This window comes from Demequina subtropica (genome assembly GCF_000971235.1).
Lineage (GTDB): Bacteria > Actinomycetota > Actinomycetes > Actinomycetales > Demequinaceae > Demequina > Demequina subtropica.
This window is the reverse complement of record NZ_BBMB01000006.1, coordinates 129,534-149,415: the sequence shown is the minus strand read 5'-3', so window position 1 is coordinate 149,415 and position 19,882 is coordinate 129,534. Positions and strand designations below refer to the sequence as shown.

At 71.9% G+C, this 19,882-nt stretch carries 17 protein-coding genes, 1 tRNA gene and 1 pseudogene; 18 read left to right on the top strand and 1 reads right to left on the bottom strand.

The window, feature by feature from the left end; translation table 11 throughout:
• Entirely contained in the window at positions 1–1,473 is a 1,473-nt protein-coding gene (locus AOM06_RS06660; protein WP_062303966.1) for a cytochrome ubiquinol oxidase subunit I, read from the bottom strand.
• A gap of 449 nt (positions 1,474–1,922) precedes the next feature.
• Here AOM06_RS06660 and AOM06_RS06655 point away from each other — a divergent pair.
• From AOM06_RS06655 to AOM06_RS06575, 18 genes and pseudogenes are all read left to right on the top strand, one after another.
• Positions 1,923–4,331: pseudogene (locus AOM06_RS06655) on the top strand (Rne/Rng family ribonuclease); the annotation flags it as partial.
• A gap of 348 nt (positions 4,332–4,679) precedes the next feature.
• Positions 4,680–4,988: a 50S ribosomal protein L21 gene (gene rplU, locus AOM06_RS06650; protein WP_062299802.1), complete on the top strand. Its 309-nt coding sequence runs from the start codon at positions 4,680–4,682 to the stop codon at positions 4,986–4,988.
• A 14-nt stretch (positions 4,989–5,002) separates the two neighbouring features.
• Positions 5,003–5,254, top strand: coding sequence for a 50S ribosomal protein L27 (rpmA, locus tag AOM06_RS06645; RefSeq protein ID WP_062303964.1), 252 nt, complete (start codon positions 5,003–5,005; stop codon positions 5,252–5,254).
• Positions 5,255–5,384: 130 nt separating this feature from the next.
• Positions 5,385–6,911 carry a GTPase ObgE gene (gene obgE, locus AOM06_RS06640; RefSeq protein ID WP_062303963.1) on the top strand — a complete coding sequence of 509 codons (1,527 nt, stop codon included), beginning with the start codon at positions 5,385–5,387 and terminating at the stop codon, positions 6,909–6,911.
• A 34-nt stretch (positions 6,912–6,945) separates the two neighbouring features.
• Complete coding sequence (proB, locus tag AOM06_RS06635; RefSeq protein ID WP_062303962.1) at positions 6,946–8,061, top strand: glutamate 5-kinase; 1,116 nt, start codon at positions 6,946–6,948, stop codon at positions 8,059–8,061.
• A 68-nt stretch (positions 8,062–8,129) separates the two neighbouring features.
• Positions 8,130–9,452: a DUF2252 domain-containing protein gene (locus tag AOM06_RS06630; protein WP_062303961.1), complete on the top strand. Its 1,323-nt coding sequence runs from the start codon at positions 8,130–8,132 to the stop codon at positions 9,450–9,452.
• A gap of 111 nt (positions 9,453–9,563) precedes the next feature.
• A complete protein-coding gene (locus AOM06_RS06625) occupies positions 9,564–12,311 on the top strand; it encodes a cation-translocating P-type ATPase (RefSeq protein ID WP_062303960.1) in 2,748 nt (915 codons plus the stop codon).
• Positions 12,312–12,502: 191 nt separating this feature from the next.
• Positions 12,503–13,786 carry a glutamate-5-semialdehyde dehydrogenase gene (locus AOM06_RS06620; RefSeq protein WP_062303959.1) on the top strand — a complete coding sequence of 428 codons (1,284 nt, stop codon included), beginning with the start codon at positions 12,503–12,505 and terminating at the stop codon, positions 13,784–13,786.
• A 67-nt stretch (positions 13,787–13,853) separates the two neighbouring features.
• Complete coding sequence (locus AOM06_RS14935) at positions 13,854–14,000, top strand: hypothetical protein (protein ID WP_169746829.1); 147 nt, start codon at positions 13,854–13,856, stop codon at positions 13,998–14,000.
• Position 14,001: 1 nt separating this feature from the next.
• Positions 14,002–14,598: a nicotinate-nucleotide adenylyltransferase gene (gene nadD, locus AOM06_RS06615; protein WP_062303958.1), complete on the top strand. Its 597-nt coding sequence runs from the start codon at positions 14,002–14,004 to the stop codon at positions 14,596–14,598.
• Positions 14,591–16,192 carry a hypothetical protein gene (locus AOM06_RS06610; protein WP_156163606.1) on the top strand — a complete coding sequence of 534 codons (1,602 nt, stop codon included), beginning with the start codon at positions 14,591–14,593 and terminating at the stop codon, positions 16,190–16,192. Before nadD ends, AOM06_RS06610 begins: the two co-directional genes overlap by 8 nt.
• Positions 16,189–16,551 (top strand): ribosome silencing factor, encoded by a 363-nt coding sequence (gene rsfS / locus AOM06_RS06605; RefSeq protein ID WP_062303956.1) that lies wholly within the window; start codon positions 16,189–16,191, stop codon positions 16,549–16,551. Before AOM06_RS06610 ends, rsfS begins: the two co-directional genes overlap by 4 nt.
• Complete coding sequence (locus AOM06_RS06600) at positions 16,548–17,168, top strand: histidine phosphatase family protein (protein WP_062303955.1); 621 nt, start codon at positions 16,548–16,550, stop codon at positions 17,166–17,168. Before rsfS ends, AOM06_RS06600 begins: the two co-directional genes overlap by 4 nt.
• Positions 17,165–17,794, top strand: a complete 630-nt coding sequence (locus tag AOM06_RS06595; protein ID WP_062303954.1) for a histidine phosphatase family protein — start codon at positions 17,165–17,167, stop codon at positions 17,792–17,794. The genes AOM06_RS06600 and AOM06_RS06595 overlap by 4 nt, the downstream gene beginning before the upstream one ends.
• Positions 17,795–17,860: 66 nt before the next feature.
• Positions 17,861–17,933, top strand: a tRNA-Ala gene (locus AOM06_RS06590).
• 105 nt (positions 17,934–18,038) lie between these two features.
• The gene (locus tag AOM06_RS06585; protein WP_062303953.1) at positions 18,039–18,470 is read left to right on the top strand and encodes a DUF1801 domain-containing protein; all 432 of its coding nucleotides are present in this window, start codon (positions 18,039–18,041) and stop codon (positions 18,468–18,470) included.
• A gap of 72 nt (positions 18,471–18,542) precedes the next feature.
• Positions 18,543–19,541 carry an SdpI family protein gene (locus AOM06_RS06580; RefSeq protein WP_062303952.1) on the top strand — a complete coding sequence of 333 codons (999 nt, stop codon included), beginning with the start codon at positions 18,543–18,545 and terminating at the stop codon, positions 19,539–19,541.
• On the top strand, positions 19,525–19,881 hold the full coding sequence (locus tag AOM06_RS06575) for a GntR family transcriptional regulator (RefSeq protein ID WP_062303951.1): 357 nt from the start codon (positions 19,525–19,527) through the stop codon (positions 19,879–19,881). The genes AOM06_RS06580 and AOM06_RS06575 overlap by 17 nt, the downstream gene beginning before the upstream one ends.
• Position 19,882: the final 1 nt, after the last annotated feature.

The window sequence follows — 19,882 nt, the reverse complement described above, 5'->3', positions numbered from 1 at the left end:
TCAGTACGCGAACGACAGCGGGGTCGCGTCGTCGTCGGATCGGACGGTGGGCTCCTCGACCTGCGGCGCGCCCTCGACGGCGTACCGCTGCATGAGGCGGAACCAGAACACGGCGAGCACGGCGTAGACCACGGTGAAGGTGATCATCGAGGTGAGGATCTCGCCGGCGCTGACCGACGACGAGACGCCGAACTGCGTCATGAGCATGACCTGGTCGGACCCGGTCGGGTTCGGCGCCACCACGAACGGCTGGCGGCCCATCTCCGTGAATATCCAGCCGAAGCTCGCCGCGGCGAACGGCATCGGTAGCGACACGATCGCGAGCGTGCTCATCCACTTGGGGAGGGCGGCGCCCTTCTTCCGGGTGTACCAGAAGATCCCGAGCGCGAGCGCGGCGGAGAAGGCCGCGAGCCCGATCATGAGGCGGAACGACCAGTAGGTCACCGCGAGGTTGGGCTGGTAGGTGATCTCCTCGCCGTCCGCCGTCGTCGCGCCGTAGCGCTCGGCGTACTGCTCCTGGAGCTCGTCGAGGCCGGTGACCTCCGCGTTCCAGTCGCCCGTAGCCATGTACGACAGCAGGCCGGGGATGGTGATGATGTGGTTGACCGAGTCGCAGTCGTCACCCGCGAGGTTGCCGATCGTGAGGATCGAGAACGCGGCCGGCTGCTCCGACTCGCACAGGCCCTCGGCCGCGGCCATCTTGATCGGCTGCTGCTTGAACATGAGCTTCGCCTGGAGGTCGCCGGTGACGATCACCGCGATGCCCGAGATGATCATGACGAGCGCGCCGAACCGCGCTGCGGTGCGGTACATGGGGAGGTCGGCGTGGCCCGCGTCCTCGCGCTGACGGCGGAACATCCAGTACACCGCGATGCCGGCCACGAACGTGCCGGCCACCAGGAACGCCGTGGCGATGACGTGCGGGAACGCGACGAGCGTCGTGTTGTTGGTGAGCACCGCGCCGATGTCGGTCATCTCGGCACGACCCGTCTCGGGGTTGTACTCCGCGCCCACCGGGTGCTGCATCCACGAGTTGGCGGCGATGATGAAGTAGGCCGAGAGCGTCGAGCCGATCGCGAACGCCCACACCGTGAGCAGGTGCAGCTTCTTGGGGAGGCGGTCCCAGCCGAAGATCCACAGGCCCAGGAACGTCGACTCGAGGAAGAACGCGAGCAGCGCCTCCATCGCGAGCGGCGCGCCGAACACGTCGCCCACGAAGCGCGAGTACTCGGACCAGCTCATGCCGAACTGGAACTCCTGGACGATGCCGGTGGCGATGCCCAGCGAGAAGTTGATGAGCAGCAGCTTCCCGTAGAACTTCGTCAGGCGGAGCCACTTCTCGTTGCCGGTGCGCACCCAGGCCGTCTGCATGATCGCGACGAGGACCGAGAGTCCGATGGTGAGCGGCACCAGGATGAAGTGATAGACAGTCGTGATGCCGAACTGCCAGCGCGCAAGCTCGAGCGCTTCCATGGGCGGGGACCTCCTTGGTTACTTAAGCAGAGAAACTAGTGCGCAGGGACCTTCGTCGCATCGGGACGATGGTCCCGCCCGACCTGCCTCCACCAGCATCGTCGCTCACCGGGCGCCCGATGTCAGGGATCACGGCGTTGTGCCGGACCGGAAAATGCGGCGCGCGGGCCCGCGGATGCCCGGGATCCGAGCGGCCTGTGACACAATGGCGGGCAGGTCAGACGTCCAGCCACACCGGACGCCAACCGCGCGACAGACGCAGCAAGGACGTAGCAGCCAGTCTCGACCGATCTCGCCGGCCTACAGGCCGCAGGTGGGAAATCGGGGATAGGCGCTCACCATCGCCGCTGTCCGCCGCGACCAGCAGACTTCCGTGGCCACCAACCGTGAGCCGCGAACGACGATGATGTCGGGACCGCGTGTGGGCGGTCTCGATTCGAGGTACCCGCGTGAGCGAGGAAAACACCACCCCCGAAAGCCCCGTGGCCGCGCCGCTGTTCCAGGCGCCCGAGCCCACCCGTTCGCGCCGTGCGTCGGCGCCGGCCGGCCCTCCGGCCGCCGTGACGCCGCCCCCGGCGTCGCCGTTCTCGGCGCCCGAGCCCGCGGCGCCCGCCGCATCGTCCAGTGGTGACGGCGGCGAGGACAAGCCGAAGCGGAAGCGTTCGACCGCGAAGAAGAAGCCCAAGGCCGACAAGCCCGCCGAGGAGTCCGCCGAGCAGGCCGGCCAGAAGGCCGACGGCGGCGACAAGTCCGCCGACAAGCCCACGGACAAGCCCGCCGAGAAGCCTGCGGACGTGGCCGAGGCCCCGTCCGAGGGCGATGGCTCCGGCACGGACGACGACTCCGAGGGCGCGGCGCGCCGTCGCCGTCGCCGCGGCGGCCGTGGTCGTGGCAAGAAGAAGCCCGGCGAGGGCGGCGAGGCCGCTGAGGGCGGCGAGGACGCGCCTGCCGAGCAGGGCGACACCGACAGGCCCGCCGAGCAGGCCGAGGGCGACCAGGCCGATGCCGCAGGCGAGGGCGACGGCGAGGGTGAGGGTGGCTCGCGCCGCCGTCGCCGCCGCAGCCGTGGCTCGCGCTCCGGCTCGGGGTCGGGTTCCGGCTCCGGCTCGTCCGGCGGCTCCTCGTCGGGCGACGATCAGCTCCAGGGCTCGACCCGCCTCCAGGCGAAGCGCCAGCGTCGCCGCGACTCCCGCGACGGCCAGCGCCGCCGCCCCGTGATCTCCGAGGCCGAGTTCCTCGCACGCCGCGAGTCCGTCAAGCGCTCGATGGTGGTGCGCGAGAAGGACGCCCGCGTCCAGATCGCCGTGCTCGAGGACGATGTGCTGGTCGAGCACTACGTGTCGCACCAGGCGCAGCAGTCGATGGCCGGCAACGTCTACCTGGGCCGCATCCAGAACGTGCTGCCGGGCATGGAGGCCGCGTTCGTCGACATCGGCCGTGGCCGGAACGCGGTGCTCTACGCCGGCGAGGTCAACTGGGACGCCGCCGGCCTCGAGGGCAAGGCCAAGCGCATCGAGCTCGCGCTCAAGCCGGGCGACACCGTCATGGTGCAGGTCACCAAGGACCCGATCGGGCACAAGGGTGCGCGCGTCACGTCGCAGATCTCGCTCGCGGGACGCTTCCTCGTGTACGTCCCCGGCGGCGGCGTCACGGGCATCTCCCGCAAGCTCCCCGACACCGAGCGCAACCGCCTCAAGAAGCTGCTGCGCGAGGTCATCCCCTCGGACGCCGGCGTGATCGTCCGCACCGCGGCCGAGGGTGCCTCGGAGGAGGAGCTGCGCGCCGACGTCGAGCGCCTCAAGCGCCAGTGGCAGACCATCCTCGACGAGTCCAAGCCCGGCACCAAGGCCCCGAAGCTGCTGCGCGGCGAGCCCGACATGGCCATCCGCGTGGTCCGCGACATCTTCAACGAGGACTTCGACTCGCTCACCATCCAGGGCGACGACACGTGGAACTCGCTCTCGATGTACGTGGGCCAGGTGGCGCCGGACCTCATGCCGCGCCTCCACAAGTTCGTCGGCGACCGCGACGTGTTCGCGGAGTCGCGGATCGACGAGCAGCTCGCCAAGGGCATGGACCGCAAGGTCTGGCTGCCCTCGGGCGGCTCGCTCGTGATCGACCGCACCGAGGCGATGACGGTCATCGACGTCAACACGGGCAAGTTCGTCGGCAAGGGCGGCACGCTCGAGGAGACGATGACGCTCAACAACCTCGAGGCGGCCGAGGAGATCGTCCGCCAGCTGCGCCTGCGCGACATCGGCGGCATCATCGTCATCGACTTCGTCGACATGCTGCTCGAGGCCAACCGCGACCGCGTGCTGCGCCGCCTCATCGAGTGCCTGGGCCGCGACCGCACCAAGCACCAGGTGGCCGAGGTCACCTCGCTGGGCCTGGTGCAGATGACCCGTAAGCGCGTGGGTCAGGGCCTGGTCGAGGCGTTCTCCGAGACCTGCGAGCACTGCAAGGGCCGTGGCTTCCTGGTCCACGGCGAGCCCGTCGCGGAGGCGAGCGAGAAGCAGCCCGAGACGCGCCGTTCGCGCGGCTCGCGCGGCGGTCAGCAGAACAAGGGCCAGAGCCAGGGCCAGCAGGGTGGCCAGCAGCAGAAGCAGCAGCAGCCCGAGCCCACGCAGCAGCCCGAGCCCGAGGTGCACCACGGTCCCGTCCAGGGCGAGACCCATGCGCTCGACGACCGCGAGGAGGCGCGTGCCGCCGTCAAGGCGACGCTGGCCTCGATCGCCGCGGCCGCCGAGAAGGCGCACCACCACGACGAGGTCGTGACCGACGCGGGCGACGCGGACAAGGTCATCGACGTGCCGATCGTGCTGCCCGAGCCCGACGCGGAGCAGAACGGCCAGTAGGCCCGCACCAGCATCGCGAACGAGGCGCGTCCCGCGAGGGGCGCGCCTCGTTCGCTTCTGGGCGGCTTGCGCCCTACGTGGCGTTCCGGGGCCCGGCAGGCCCGGTAGAATGATCTGCGGACCTGCCGGGAACGGCAGGTCGCAGCGAGCTCCTTGGAGGCCGTCAACACGGTCGGGGGAGCGACTCGCCGATCATGGCTCTCGGTTTGACCGGGCCGTGGTGAAGCGGGTACATTTGTACGTCGGCGCGCCGAGCGCTGAGGCCCTGCCTGCGCCCTCTGGGGAGCGGCTGCGGCAGGAAATCTGACCCCGTCTGGGGTTCATCAACGAGTTTCACGAGGAAAAATCATGGTGTACGCGATTGTGAAGGCCGGTGGCCGCCAGGAGAAGGTCTCCGTGGGCGACATCGTCGTGGTCGACCGTCTGAAGGCAGACGCCGGTTCGACCGTCGAGCTCGCTCCGGTGCTGCTCGTCGACGGTGACAAGGTCACCGCCGACGCGAAGGCGCTCTCCAAGGTGAAGGTGACCGCTGAGGTGGTGCGCGACGAGCGCGGCCCGAAGATCACCATCCTCAAGTACAAGAACAAGACTGGTTACCGCAAGCGCATTGGTCACCGCCAGGACCTCACGCGCCTCAAGGTCACCGGCATCAAGTAAGCGAGGAGACACTCATGGCACACAAGAAGGGCGCGAGCTCCTCGCGCAACGGTCGTGACTCGAACGCCCAGTACCTGGGCGTGAAGCGCTTCGGTGGTCAGGTCGTCAACGCCGGCGAGATCATCGTCCGCCAGCGTGGCACCCACTTCCACCCCGGCCTCAACGTCGGTCGCGGCAAGGATGACACCCTGTTCGCGCTGACCGCCGGTGCGGTGCAGTTCGGTCAGCGTCGTGGCCGCAAGGTCATCGACATCGTCGAGGCGTAAGCACTCGACCACAGAGCTTTTCCAGTCAGGGGCGGCGCCGCGAGGCGACGCCCCTGACTCATATCTAGGCTGAGGACGATGCGGCGCTCGCTCGAGCGCGCATCGTCCGGCCACGTCTCAGGAGGCACCCATGGCATCGTTCGTCGACCGCGTGACGCTTCACGTCACGGCGGGCAACGGTGGCCACGGCGTCGCCTCCGTGCACCGCGAGAAGTTCAAGCCGCTCGGCGGCCCCGACGGCGGCAACGGCGGCCGCGGCGGCTCGGTCGTGCTCGTGGTGGACCCGCAGGTCACCACGCTGCTCGACTACCACCACGCGCCGCACCGCACGGCGGAGAACGGCAAGCAGGGCGCGGGCGACATGCGCCATGGCGCGAACGCCGCCGACCTGCGCCTGGGCGTCCCCAGCGGCACCATCGTCAAGACGAAGGACGGCGAGGTCCTCGCTGACCTCGTGGGCGAGGGAGCCGAGTACGTCCTCGCCCAGGGCGGCCGCGGTGGCCTCGGCAACGCGGCCCTGGCCACGCAGAAGCGCAAGGCCCCCGGCTTCGCGCTGCTGGGCGAGCCCGGCGAGGAGGCGACGGCCGTCCTCGAGCTCAAGTCGATCGCCGACGTGGCGCTCGTGGGCTTCCCGAGCGCGGGCAAGTCCTCGATCATCGCCGCGATGAGCCGCGTGCGCCCCAAGATCGCGGACTACCCGTTCACCACGCTCGTGCCGAACCTGGGCGTGGTCGAGTCCGGCGGCACCAAGTACACGATCGCCGACGTTCCCGGCCTGATCGAGGGCGCCTCCGAGGGCAAGGGCCTGGGACACGACTTCCTGCGCCACATCGAGCGCTGCTCCGTGATCGCGCACGTGCTCGACACGGCGACCCTCGAGACCGAGCGCGACCCGCTGCGCGACCTCGACATCATCTCGAAGGAGCTGCGCGCGTACTCGGGCGACGAGGCGATCAGCGGCGTGCCGCTCGCCGAGCGCCCGCAGATCGTGATCCTCAACAAGGTCGACATCCCCGACGGCAAGGACCTCGCCGAGATCGTGCGACCCGACCTCGAGGAGCGCGGGATGCCCATCTTCGAGGTGAGCGCCGTGAGCCACGAGGGCCTCCGCGAGCTGGGCTTCGCGCTCGCCGCCATGGTGGCGGAGGAGCGCGCGAAGGTGCCCGTCCTCGAGAAGGCGCCCATCGTCATCCGCCCCAAGGCGGTCGACGAGTCCGGCTTCACCGTGACGCACGTGCGCGACGGCGCCGAGGACTACTACCAGGTGCGCGGCGCCAAGGTCGAGCGCTGGGTCAAGCAGACCAACTTCGCCAACGACGAGGCGGTGGGCTACCTGGCCGACCGGCTCGCGAAGGCCGGCGTCGAGGAGCGGCTGTTCAAGGCCGGCGCGACCCCGGGCTGCGAGGTCGTCATCGGCCCGCGCGTCGGCGGCATCATGTTCGACTGGGAGCCCACGATGATGGCCGGCGCGGAGCTGCTGGGCCAGCGCGGCTCCGACCTGCGCATCGAGCAGCACGAGCGCCACCACCGCGCCACGCGCGCGGAGAAGCGCCAGGAGTTCAAGGAGAAGATGGACGCCCGCGCGGAGGCCCGCAAGGAGCTGTGGACCGAGCGCGACGCGGGTCACTGGACCGATCCGTCCCAGGACGACGAGTAGCCTTCTCGCAGGTATCCGTCCCCCGGGAGGTCACGTGAGCGAGGCGCGCACCGCTGTGGCGCAGGCACGGCGCATCGTCGTCAAGGTCGGTTCGTCGTCGCTCACGGGGCCGGGGGGACAGCTCGACGAGGCCCGCCTGGGCGCGCTCGTGGACGTGCTGGGCGAGGCCCGGGTCGGCGGCCGCGAGGTGCTGCTGGTGACGTCGGGCTCCATCGCGGCGGGCATCGGCCCGCTGGGTCTGGGCGCGCGGCCGACGAACCTCGAGCTGCAGCAGGCCGCCGCGTCCGTGGGACAGGGCAAGCTGGTCCACGCGTACACGGTCGCGTTCGCGCGCTACGGCCTCACGGTCGGCCAGGTGCTGCTCACGGCGGACGACATGGTCCGCCGCGCCCACTACGGCAACGCGCGGCGCGCGCTCGAGTCGCTGCTCGCGCTCGGCGTGGTGCCCATCATCAACGAGAACGACACGGTCGCGACGGACGAGATCCGGTTCGGCGACAACGATCGGCTCGCCGCGCTCGTCGCGACCGCCGTGCGCGCGGACGCGCTGGTGCTGCTCACCGACGTCGACGCGCTGTACACGGCGGCTCCTGACAGCCCCGGAGCGAGGCGGATCTCCGAGGTCCGTGGCGCGGACGACCTTCACGGCATCGACATCTCGCGGCGAGGCTCAGCCGTGGGCACGGGCGGCATGATCACCAAGATCGAGGCGGCGTCGCTTGCGACCGCGTCGGGCGTCCGGGTGGTCCTCGCCGGGGCGCACGATGCGGCGCGCGCCGTCGCGGGTGAGGACGTGGGCACGCTGTTCCACCCCACGGGCAAGGCCGAGACCACGCGCCTGCAGTGGCTCGCCGACGCCGCGAAGACGCGCGGAGGCATCGTCCTCGACGACGGCGCGGTGCGCGCGCTGCGCGGCCGTCAGGCATCGCTGCTCGCGGCAGGCGTGGTGGAGATCCGGGGCGACTTCGAGGCGGGGGAGCCCGTGGACCTGCTCGCGCTCGACGGCGCGCTCGTCGCGCGCGGCTTCGCCGGCTTCTCCTCGGACGAGGCGGACCGCATGAAGGGGCTCTCCACAGAGGCCCTGGGCGAGGTGCTGGGCGAGGCGTACGCGCGCGAGCTCATCCACATCGACCACCTCGTGGTGCTGTAGCCCGCGCGGGCGTCGCGCGCGCTTCCTACACTCGACGGCGGGGGAGCTCGAGGCAGGGGGGGGGTGCGATGGCCGCGACCGAGGTGCCGCTCGAGGCGCACAGGGCGGTGCCGGGCGAGGGCGATCGCGCCGATCCGATCGCGATCCTCGCGGAACAGGATGCGCACCGCGTCGCGTCGCTCGTGCCGATCCGCCATGGGCGCATGGGCGTATCGCCGTTCGCGTTCTACCGCGGCGCCGCGGCGATCATGGCGGCGGACCTGGCGAGGCTCCCGCGCTCGGGGCTCACGGTGCAGCTCGCGGGGGACGCGCACCTGTCCAACTTCGGGTTCTTCAAGGCGCCCGACCGACGGCTGGTGTTCGATCTCAACGACTTCGACGAGACCGCCCCAGGCCCGTTCGAGTGGGATCTCAAGAGGCTTGCCGCGAGCGTGACGGTGGCCGGCCGCGTCAGCGGTCTCCCGCACCAGGGGACGCGTCACGCGACGCGGGAGGCGACCCGGGGCTACAGGGAGACGATGCGCGAGGTCGCCGCGCTGAGCCCGCTCGCGCTGCGGTACCGGCGCCTCGACGCGGAGGCGCTCGCCTCCGGGGGCGGTGCGGCCTCCCGGAGACGGTCGGAGGCGTTCTTGTCGAAGGCGACGCGGCGTGACAGCCTGCGCGCGCTCAAGCGCCTCACCGCCGTGGAGGACGGGCGCCGGCGCATCGTTCCGCATCCGCCGGTGGTGAGCAGGATCGACGAGGCGCTCGACGGCATGAACCGAGAGCGCACCGCAGAGTTCTTCGAGCGGTACCGCGCCTCGCTGCCGCCTCACTACGCCGCCGTGCTCCGCGACTACCGCTTCACGGACCTCGCGATGAAGGTCGTCGGGGTGGGGAGCGTGGGAACGCGCTGCCTGCTGGTGCTGCTGGAGTCACCGCAGGGAGAGCCGCTCTTCCTCCAGTTCAAGGAGGCGACCGCGTCGGTGCTGGAGCACGAGCAGGGCGGCACGGGTGGGAGCAACGCGGGCGAGCGGGTGGTGCGTGGGCAGCAGCTCATGCAGACCGCCGGCGATATCCTCCTCGGCTGGTCGCGCTACGAGCGCGGCGATGGGAGCGGGGTGGACTTCTACGTGCGCCAGCTCTGGGACGGCAAGGCGTCCTTGGAGATCGACGAGATGGACGTGGCCCACCTCGCGCGCTACGCGTGGCACTGCGGCGCGGCGCTCGCGCTCGGGCACGCCCGGAGCGGCGCGGCCGCCGAGATCTCCGCCTACCTGGGCGCCGACGACACCGCCGATCACGTGTTCGAGCACTTCGCGAGCGGCTACGCGAAGCTCAACGACGCAGACTTCGCGCGGCACGAGGCGGGTATCGCCTCGGGGCGGGTCCCGTCGACGCCCGGACTGTGATCCGGCACGCACAGGCGGTCGCGAGAACGCGGCGTCTCTGGGCCCTCTGCTCGCCTCGCGGCGGCGGGCAAGCCGCCCCTAGACTCAGGTGAGCGAGGCAGGGGGCCTGGTATGAGCACGGATTCGGCAGAGAAGACCGGCACCGCGTGGTGGTCGATGGAGGCAGCGACGGTGGCCGCCGAGCTGGGGACGGGGCTCGACGGGCTGACCGGCGGCGAGGCGGCGGAGCGGCTCGCGCGCTACGGGCCCAACGCGCTCACCGCGGCGAAGGCGGCCACGCTCTGGCAGCTCGCCTTGCGCCAGCTCGTGGACCCGATGAACCTCATGCTCGTCGCCGTCACCGCGATCTCCGCGGCCATCGGCGAGGTGTCGACCGCGATCATGGTGGGCCTGCTCGTGGTGTTCAACGTGTGGTCCGGCGCGAGTCAGGAGCGCAAGGCGCAGGCGAGCGTCGACGCGCTCGCGACGATGCAGGTGCCGCAGGTGCGTGTGCGCCGCGACGGCGCGGTGGTCCAGGTGCCCGCCCCCGACCTGGTCCCCGGCGACGTCATCGAGCTCGAGGCGGGGGACATCGTGCCCGCCGATGCCCGCATCGTCCGCGCGACCACGCTCGAGACGCAGGAGGCGGCGCTCACGGGGGAGAGCGCGCCCATCGAGAAGTCCGCCGACGCGCTGCCCGATCCCGACACCGCGTTGGGCGACCGGCGGTCGATGCTCTTCCAGAACACGTCCGTCACGCGCGGCACCGCGACGGCGCTCGTGGTCGCGACCGGCATGGACACCGAGATGGGCGCGATCGCGACGATGCTCGCCACGGTCGAGCGTGTCCAGTCGCCGCTGCAGCGCGAGCTGTCCGCGCTCACCCGCATCATCGGCGCCGTCGCGTGGGGCGCCGTGGTGGTGATCGTCGGGCTCGGCATCGCGCGCGGCCAGTCGTTCTCGGAGCTCATGTTCCTCGGCACCGCGGTGGCGATCTCCGCGATCCCGACGGGTCTGCCGACCTTCGTCCAGGGGATGCTCTCGTGGGGCGCCTCGCGGCTCACCGAGGCCAAGGCCGTGGTCGCCTCGCTCAACGACGTCGAGACGCTCGGCGCGACCAGCGCGATCTGCTCCGACAAGACCGGCACCCTCACGATGAACCAGATGATGGCCCGCAGCGTGTGGGTGGGCGGCGAGACGTTCACCGTCGACGGCTCCGGCTACTCGTTCGACGGTCGCGTGCGCCGCTCTCAGGGCGACGAGGTCCCGCTCGGCGCCCCGATCGCCTACGCGCTCGCGCTGCCCAACGACGCGACCGTGAGCGCCGACGGCGTCGTGGTCGGCGATCCCACCGAGGCGGCCTTCGTGGTGCTGGCCGAGAAGCTCGGCGTCGACGTGCCCGAGGTCAAGCGGCGCTTCCCGCGCGAGGCCGAGGTGCCGTTCGACTCCGACTACAAGTTCATGGCGACGTTCCATCACGTCGCGTGGGGCGGCGAGCGGCGGCTCATCGGCGTGGTCAAGGGGGCACCGGACGTTCTGCTCGCGCGCTCCACCCGCGCGATCCTGCCCACCCGCGAGACCGTTCCCGTCGAGGAGCTCGCGGACGACGTCACCGGGGAGATCGAGTACCGCTCGTCCCAGGGCCTGCGCACGCTCGCGCTCGCGCTGCGGGTCTACGAGCCCACCGAGGAGGAGGCCGTGCTCGCGGACCCCATGGCGGCGGTGAGCGAGCTGGGCTTCGTCGGCGTGGTCGGCATCGTGGATCCCCTCCGTCCCGAGGCGAAGGTCGCGGTCGACGAGGCGCACGCGGCCGGCATCGACGTCCGGATGATCACCGGGGACCACGTCGTCACCGCGGCCGCGATCGGGCGCGAGCTCGACCTCCCGGGGGACGGGCTCTCCGGCGCCGCGCTCGCGGCCCTCACGGACGACGAGCTCGACGCGCGGCTCGACGACCTCTCGGTGTTCGGGCGCGTCACCCCGCAGGACAAGCTCCGTCTGGTCCAGCGGCTCCAGGCGCGCGGCGAGGTGGTCGCCATGACCGGCGACGCGGTGAACGATGCGGCGGCCATCAAGCAGGCGGACATCGGCGTCGCGATGGGGTCGGGCTCCGAGGTCACCAAGCAGGCCGCCAAGCTGGTGCTCACCGACGACAACTTCGCGACCCTGGTGAAGGCGGTGCGGCTCGGCCGCGTGGTCTACGCGAAGATCACGTCCTACCTCACGTTCCAGATGTCGCAGCTCATCGCTCTGCTGCTCCTCTTCGTGGTCGCGAGCCTCATGAACCTCAACGAGGGCGTCGCCCTCACGCCCGTCATGGTGCTGGTGCTCAACTTCGCGGTCGCGATCTTCGCGGTGCTCGTGATCCTCCTGGAGCCCGAGCAGCCGGGCCTCATGCAGCGCCCGCCGCGCGATCCCTCGGCCGGCATCGCGTCGCCGCGCAACGTCGTGAGGTGGCTGATCTACGGCGGCGCGCTCTTCGTCGCGGCCCTGGTGCCGCTTCTCGCGGGGCAGGACGAGCTCTCGCCTGACGAGGCGTCGCAGCCGATGACCATGGCCTTCGTCATCGTCGCGTTCGGCACCCTCACCACGGGGCTCCAGCTGCGCCGCGACCCCGAGTCGGGGCTCACCGGGCCGTGGGAGCACGGCACGCGGCTGCTGCTGTGGCCGGTCGCGTTCATCGTCCTCGCCACCGAGCTCGGGTTCATGCAGAGCTGGCTCCAGACCTCGTCGCTCACGGGGTGGGAGTGGCTCGCGTGCCTCGGGCTGACGGCCGCGCTCATGGTGGTGGTCGAGATCGACAAGGCGTACCGCCGGACGCGCGTGGAGCGCGTCGCGCCCACGGTCGCCGAGGCGGTCGCGCCCGCGCGGGGTCGCTAGCTCCTGCGGCTCCGCCACACCGATCTGCGGCTCCGCCACACAGCGGTCCGCGTGTCGTGGGCGTGTCGTGCCGCTTCGAGTGTCTCGGTGGCGTCGGGAGCCTGTCATGTGTGGCGGAGCCGGGAGTGGGTCCGCACGTGGTGCCAGCTCGCCCTGGGCAGGCGCCTTCCGGGCTCCTACACTCGACAGACATGACCGAGACCGCGATCCCCACCGACATCGAGTCCGCCGTCCTCGAGGCCTGCCGCCGCGCGAAGCTCGCGTCGCGCGCGCTCGCGACTGCGACCACCACCGTCAAGAACGACGCCCTTCACGCGATGGCCGATGCGCTGGTCGCCCAGGCGGCGCGCATCGTCGAGGCGAACGCCCAGGACCTCGAGCGAGGCCGCGCGAACGACATGAGCCCGGGCCTGCTCGACCGCCTCGCGCTCGACGAGGGCCGCATCGGCAAGATCGCGGAGGCGCTGCGGTACGTGGCGACGCTGCCCGACCCGGTGGGCGAGATCAAGCGCGGATCCACGTTGCCCAACGGCATCCGCCTGATCCAGAAGGCCGTGCCCATGGGCGTGGTCGGCATGATCTACGAGGCGCGGCCCAACGTCACCGTCGACGCCGCGGGTCTCTCTCTCAAGTCCGGCAACGCGGCGGTGCTGCGCGGCGGCTCGGCGGCGGCGAGCTCCAACGAGGTCATCGTCGCGGTGCTCCAGGACGCGCTCGAGTCCGTGGGCCTTCCGCGTGACGCCGTGCAGTCGATCGACGCGTACGGGCGCGCCGGCGCGAAGGTGCTGATGAACGCTCGAGGGCTGGTCGACGTGCTCGTCCCGCGCGGCGGCCGCGACCTTATCCAGACCGTGGTCCGCGAGTCGACGGTGCCGGCGATCGAGACGGGGGAGGGCAACTGCCACGTCTACCTCGACGCCTCGGCGCCGCTCGAGCGCTCGGTCGCGATCGTGCTCAACTCCAAGACCCATCGCGTGGGCGTGTGCAACGCCGCGGAGACGCTGCTGGTCCACAAGGACTGCGCCGACAACCTTCCGGTGATCCTCGAGGAGCTCCACCACGCCGGCGTCACGCTTCATGCCGACGATGCGGCGGCTGACCTCGCGCCCGCGAACGTCCCCACCGTCCCCGCGACCGAGGAGGACTGGGCGACCGAGTACCTGTCGCTCGACATCGCGGTCAAGGTCGTCGACTCGATGGACGAGGCGCTCCAGCACATCGCGCGCTACTCGACGGGGCACACGGAGGCGATCGTCACCAACGACATCGACGCGGCGCAGCACTTCGTCGCGCACATCGACTCCGCGGCGGTCATGGTCAACGCCTCGACACGCTTCACCGACGGCGGCGAGTTCGGGCTCGGCGCCGAGATCGGCATCTCGACCCAGAAGCTCCACGCGCGCGGCCCGATGGGCCTCGGCGAGCTCACCACGACCACCTGGGTCGCATACGGCGAGGGCCACATCCGCCCCTGACGGCACGATGCGCGACCGGCACCAAGCATCGGTGCCATAATCGCGGAAGACAACAGGAGGAGTCCCCATGATCACCGAGGCCGTCGAGACCACGTCGCACGTCGTCAACGAGCTGCCCATCCCGGCCGAGGCGATCGGTCTGCTCGCGTTCACCGCGCTCATGGGGTTGCTGTTCGTGACGTACGCGTTCCGGAGCGTCGGCACGCGCCACTGAGGTGAGCACGCCCCTCGCTCGCGTGGGCGTGCTGGGCGGCACGTTCGACCCGATCCATCACGGACATCTCGCCGCGGCCTCGGAGGTGTGCGCGCGGTTGGGCCTTGATCAGATCCTGCTGACGCCGGCGCACTCGCAGCCCTTCAAGCAGGGGTACGACACCGAGACGCCCGCGCATCGGCTCGCGATGTGCGAGCTCGCGGCGCGCGAGGACGAGCGCTTCGCCGTGTCGCCCGTCGACATCGAGCGCGGCGGCGTGACCTACACGGTGGACACGCTCACGGACCTGCGCGAGCAGCGGCCCGACGCGGAGCTGTTCTTCATCACCGGGGCCGATGCGATCGCCCGGCTGGCGGAGTGGAGGGAGCCGGAGAGGCTTCTCGAGCTCGCGACATTCGTGGGCGTGACACGGCCAGGTCACTCATTGGCTGAGGGCGACACGCCGCATATCCTGGTGGAGGCTCCCGCCCTGGCGATATCGTCTACCGATGTGCGTCGCCGGGTGAGGGCCGGGTTGCCGATCCGCTACCTTGTACCCCGATCCGTGGCCGACTACATCGCCGAGAACGGGCTCTACTACGGAGGACTTGATGACTGACCAGGGCAGGCCTTTGTCGCGCAGAGAGCGCCGCGAGGCCGAGGCCAGGCAGGCCGCCCCGGACCAGCCCACCACGCCCATCCCCGCCCAGGTCGCGGGTCCCGACACGCACCCCGACGGCACGCCTCTCACGCGCAAGGAGCGCCGTGAGCTCGAGCGCGCCGCGCGTCCCCTCGAGACCTGGACGCGCGAGGAGGAGCTCATCGCCACGGGCCAGCTGCCCGCGATGACGCCCGAGATGCTCGACGCGCAGGAGCTCATCGCTCGCCGCCGCGTCGCGGAGCCCGAGCCCGAGGTCGAGCCGGAGCCGGAGATCGAGCCGGAGACCGTCGTCGAGGCCGAGCCGGAAGCGATCATCGAGCCCGAGCCCGAGCCCGAGCCCGCGGTTGCGGAGGAGCCGGAGCCCGAGCCCGCGGTTGCGGAGGAGCCGGAGCCCGAGCCGGAAGCGATCATCGAGCCCGAGCCCGCCGAGGAGCCGGAGCCGGAGGCCCCGGCGGAGCCCGTGCAGCTCGCGGCCCCGTGGGAGGGCTTCGCGGCGGAGGTCGCCGCGGCCCAGCAGCCCGCCCCGGCCGAGGAGGAGCACGCGCAGCCGGCGCCGTCGGAGGAGCCGCTGCCGAGCGGCGCGATCGACGCGATCCCCGAGGAGTACCGCCACCTGTTCCCGCCCGGCTCGCTCCAGGCGCGGCGCCTCGAGGAGCGCCAGCAGGGCGAGGGCGAGTCCTTCGCCGAGGAGGCCCCTGCCGGTCCGCTCGAGCAGGAGCACGCCGAGGACGAGGTCTCCTACGCGGAGGCCCCGGAGGACCCCGCCGCGGAGATCCGCAGGCTCACCGCCCAGGCGATGGCCGGGATCAACGCGACGCAGCAGATCCACCGGGTGCACGCCGCCGACGAGGCGCGCACGGTCGAGGAGGTCCACGAGCACCTCGAGGAGCCCGAGCCCGCCGAGTCCGAGGCCGATCACGAGGCCGAGCCGGACGCGGAGCCCGAGGAGCCCACCGCCTTCGACCCGTTCTGGGCCCCGTCGGCGCAGGGCCCCGACGCTCAGGCCACCGAGGTGCTCGACCCGGCCGAGGTGTACGCCCACGCGGCGCACGAGGACATCACGCCCGGCTATGGCGAGACCGTGGCGGCCCCGGTGGCGCCCGAGCCGACGGTCGCACCCGTCGCGACGCAGGCGGAGCCCGCGCTGTCGACCCCGACCGGGGGAGCGGCGATCGTGCCGGCCGGCCTGCGCCCCGTGGCCCCGGCCGCCGCATCCGCTCCCACGGTGTGGGACTCGCACCCGCTCGCGCAGGCTCAGCCGCGCGAGGTCGCGGACTACGCGCCGTCCGAGGACATCCCGGTCCCCGACTTCACCAAGATCATGCATGGCTACGCGGGGTCGGCGACCTCCGCCGGCACCGCGCCGTCCGGTCAGGTGGGCGACGCCCCGCGCGAGACGGACACCACGGCGGTCGAGTACCTGCGCCGCCCGATGCCCGAGGACTCCGAGGAGGGCGCGCACCACTTCGCGTGGGCGCACCTCGCGGTGATCGGCGCGGTGGCCTTCCTGCTCGGCGTGCTGGTCTGGCACCTCACGGGGAACGCCGGATGACGGCCACGGAGAGGGCGCTCGAGCTGGTGCGTGCCGCCGCGCGTGCCGCCGATGCGAAGAAGGCCGAGGACATCGTCGCGCTGGACGTGTCGGCGCACCTGCCGCTCGCGGACGCGTTCGTCATCGCATCGGCGTCGAACGAGCGCCAGGTGGTCGCGGTGGCCGAGGCCGTCGAGGAGGCGCTGCACGGGCTCGGGGCGAAGGCGGCGCGGCGCGAGGGCATCCGCGAGGGACGCTGGGCGCTGCTCGACTTCAACGACGTGATCGTCCACGTGATGCACGACGAAGAGCGCGGGTACTACGAGCTCGAGCGGCTCTGGAAGGACTGCCCGGTCATCGACCTCGGGCTGGGGGAGTGACGCGGCTCTTCCTGGTCCGTCACGGCCAGACCGACTGGAACCGCGAAGGTCGGCTCCAGGGGTCCACCGACATCCCGCTCAACTCGACGGGTCGCGCGCAGGCGCACGCCGCCGCATCGTCCCTGTGGCCGGAGCTCGCGGACGACGCCGTGGTCGTGTCCTCCCATCTGGACCGCGCGGCCGAGACCGCGCGGATCATCGTGGGCGACCGGCCGGTCGCGCTGCATCGGGATGCGCGCCTCGCCGAGCGGCGCTACGGGCCGTGGGAGGGCCTCCTGGGCCACGAGCGGGCCGAGCGCTACCCCGATGAGGACGCGGCCTGGCGTGCCGGCTTCGAGCCGGATTTCGACGGATACGAGAGCCACGCGGAGGTGGCGGTGCGCATGGTCGCGGCGGTCGAGGACTGGACCGCGAGCGTGGCGGGTGACCTCGTGTTCGTCGCGCACGGCTCCTCGGGACGCATGCTGCTCCTCGCGCTGCTCGGCCTGCCCTTCGAGGGACGGACGCTCGGCAGCCTCCACAACGCCGCGTGGTCGCGGCTGGTCCCGGCCGCCGGCGGCGGGTGGTCGCTCGAGGCTCACAACGTGGGAGCGCCCGCGCCGGGGAGGACGCTATGACCGTCCTCGTGCTGATGCGTCACGGCCGGACCGGCTTCAACGCCGAGGGTCGCCTCCAGGGCTCGCTCGACGTGCCGCTCGGGGACGAGGGGCGGGCCGATGCCAGGGTCGCGGCCCAGGCGCTCGCGCGTGAGTACGGGATCCCTGACCGCATCGTGTCCTCGCCCCTGCTGCGCGCGGCCGACACCGCGGCGGAGCTGTCCGCCGTCACGGGGGTGCCCGCGATGCCCGACGCGCGCCTCACGCAGCGCTCCTACGGCGCGTGGGAGGGGCTCACCTGGGACGAGGTGCGGGCGCGCTGGCCTGAGGGCTACGAGCGGCGCATGCGGGGCCTCGACCCGGAGATCGAGGGCTGGGGCAGGGCCCGCGATGTCGCGGAGCGGGTGGCGGAGGGCCTGATCGCGGCGTGCGAGGGCGCGCGCCTGGTCGTGGTGGTGAGCCACGGCTCCGCGATCATGCTCGGCTCGCTCGCGCTGCTGGGTCTCGACGTCCACTCGCAGGTGCTCGGCAAGCTCCCGCACGCGCACTGGAACGTCCTCGAGGGCGGGCCCGGTCGCTGGTCCCTCGCGCGCTACGGCCACTCCGCCGCATCGTCCCTGGCAGAGAGCCTGCCCGAGGCCGATTAACACTTGGCGAAGAATCTGGGCTAATATCTTTCTTGCTCTCAGGAGCACGGAATCCGCAAGGATGACGGGGCTGTGGCGCAGCTGGTAGCGCACCTGCATGGCATGCAGGGGGTCAGGGGTTCGAGTCCCCTCAGCTCCACGAAGTGTTGAGACAGCACTTGATCGAAAGGCCGCCCTTCGGGGCGGCCTTTCGTGTCTCCCGGGACGATGCGCGGCCGTGGCACGATGTCCGAGGAGGCCCGCGATGACCAATCCCACCCCCGTGCGGCGCACCGACGAGGACGTCGACGCGTTCCTGGCGGCCGGTCCGCGGGCCGAGCTGCTGACCGCCGTCGATGCCGCGCTCCGGGCCGGGATGCCCGGCATCCCGAGGGCGCTCTGGCGCGGCGTGTTCTGGGGCGGGACCGAGCAGGCGATCGTCGGCTACGGCGACATCGTGCAGCCGCGCCCGCGGGGCGAGGCGGTGGAGTGGTTCCTCATCGGGCTCGCCGAGCAGAAGAACCATGTGAGCCTCTACGTCAACGCGGTCGCGGAGGGGGCGTACCTCGCGCACCGCTACGCCGATCGCCTGGGGCGGGTCAAGGTCGGGGCGGCCGCCGTCACGTTCCGCAGCCTCGAGGGTGTGGACCTCGGGGTGATCACGGAGATGGCGGCGGAGGCGGTGCGCCTCTCCTGAGCGGCGGCAGGCTCCGCGGCATGCCCCGCTGAAGTGTTATAGTTAATCTATAACAACTACCGAGGAGCGGTGATGGCGGCGAACGACGGTGCGTACGGCAGGGCGGCGACGGTGGGCGTGGTCGCGCCCGCGGTCCTCTGCGTGGCGGCGGTGCTCGCGGAGCTCGGGATGCTCGGCGACGTGCCCGACCCGGCGGCCACCCACTGGGGCGCGAGCGGTCCCGACGGCTTCTCCTCGCCCACGCTCGTGCCGGTCATGACGGGCCTGGTCGGCGGCGTCCTGCCGATCGCGCTCGGATCCTCCGTGCTGCGCTCGATCCGTCGCGGGGAGCGGGGCTTCGTGCTCCGTCTCCTGCCGGCCGTGGCGCTCGGCCTCGCGACGCTCATGGGCGTCCTCATGGTGGGATCGCTTGCGATCCAGCGCGGGCTGTCGGACGCGGTCGATGCGCCGTCGATCCTGCCGGTCCTGGGCTGGGGCCTCGGCGCCGCGCTGGCGCTCGGGCTCGTCGGGTGGTTCGCGCAGCCTCGGCACGAGGCGACCGCGGCGCCCGCCGCGCCTGCACGGCCCCTCGCGCTCGCGCCGGGGGAGCGCGCCGTGTGGGTGGGGCGCTCCGAGATGCGTGCCGCCGCGCTCGCCGCGATCGTCGCCGGAGTGGTGGTCGCGACGCTGGCGGCCGTCGCGAACTGGGTGGTCGGCGACGCCGCGGTGGCGATCGTCGTCTCGATCCTCGCCCTGGTGCTCGCGTTCGCGGCCGCATCGTTCACCGTCTTCCACGTGCGCGTGGACTCCTCCGGGCTCACCGTGCGCTCCGCTGCGCGCCTGGTCCGGATGCGGGTGCCGGTCGAGGACGTGGCCTCGGCCGCGGCGATCGAGGTGTCGGGACTCTCCCAGTACGGCGGCTACGGCATCCGCCACATCCCCGGGGCGACCGCCGTGGTGCTGCGCTCGGGGCAGGCGCTCGAGGTGACGCGCCGTTCGGGCCGGCGCTTCGTGGTCACGCTCGACGATGCCGGCACCGCCGCGGCCGTGCTCGCCGCCGTCGCGGAGGACGCTCGTGCTGCTCAGGATTGACCCCGAGTCGAGCGCCCCGCTCTACGACCAGATCGCGGGCTCGGTGCGTCGCGAGGCGGCCGCCGGCAGGCTCGCCGCGGGGGAGCGGCTGCCGTCCGCGCGCGACGTCGCGGAGGCGCTCGACGTCAACCTCCACACGGTGCTCAAGGCGTACCAGCTCCTGCGTGACGAGGGCCTGGTGGAGATGCGGCGCGGCCGCGGCGCCGTGGTCTCCGCGCGGGCCGACGCCCTCACCGAGCTGCGGGCCGAGGCGTCGGCGCTCGCCGCACGCGCGCACGCGCTCGGGGTGGGGCCCGAGGCACTTGCCGCGCTCGTGAGGACGGCGGCCGAGGAGGCCTGAG

Bases quoted from the DNA above. Each gene is read 5' to 3' on its own strand.
- AOM06_RS06660 (WP_062303966.1), bottom strand. From the start codon at position 1,473: ATGGAAGCGCTCGAGCTTGCGCGCTGGCAGTTCGGCATCACGACTGTC.
- rplU (WP_062299802.1), top strand. From the start codon at position 4,680: ATGGTGTACGCGATTGTGAAGGCCGGTGGCCGCCAGGAGAAGGTCTCC.
- rpmA (WP_062303964.1), top strand. From the start codon at position 5,003: ATGGCACACAAGAAGGGCGCGAGCTCCTCGCGCAACGGTCGTGACTCG.
- obgE (WP_062303963.1), top strand. From the start codon at position 5,385: ATGGCATCGTTCGTCGACCGCGTGACGCTTCACGTCACGGCGGGCAAC.
- AOM06_RS06630 (WP_062303961.1), top strand. From the start codon at position 8,130: ATGGCCGCGACCGAGGTGCCGCTCGAGGCGCACAGGGCGGTGCCGGGC.
- AOM06_RS06625 (WP_062303960.1), top strand. From the start codon at position 9,564: ATGAGCACGGATTCGGCAGAGAAGACCGGCACCGCGTGGTGGTCGATG.
- AOM06_RS06620 (WP_062303959.1), top strand. From the start codon at position 12,503: ATGACCGAGACCGCGATCCCCACCGACATCGAGTCCGCCGTCCTCGAG.
- AOM06_RS14935 (WP_169746829.1), top strand. From the start codon at position 13,854: ATGATCACCGAGGCCGTCGAGACCACGTCGCACGTCGTCAACGAGCTG.
- AOM06_RS06610 (WP_156163606.1), top strand. From the start codon at position 14,591: ATGACTGACCAGGGCAGGCCTTTGTCGCGCAGAGAGCGCCGCGAGGCC.
- rsfS (WP_062303956.1), top strand. From the start codon at position 16,189: ATGACGGCCACGGAGAGGGCGCTCGAGCTGGTGCGTGCCGCCGCGCGT.
- AOM06_RS06595 (WP_062303954.1), top strand. From the start codon at position 17,165: ATGACCGTCCTCGTGCTGATGCGTCACGGCCGGACCGGCTTCAACGCC.
- AOM06_RS06585 (WP_062303953.1), top strand. From the start codon at position 18,039: ATGACCAATCCCACCCCCGTGCGGCGCACCGACGAGGACGTCGACGCG.
- AOM06_RS06580 (WP_062303952.1), top strand. From the start codon at position 18,543: ATGGCGGCGAACGACGGTGCGTACGGCAGGGCGGCGACGGTGGGCGTG.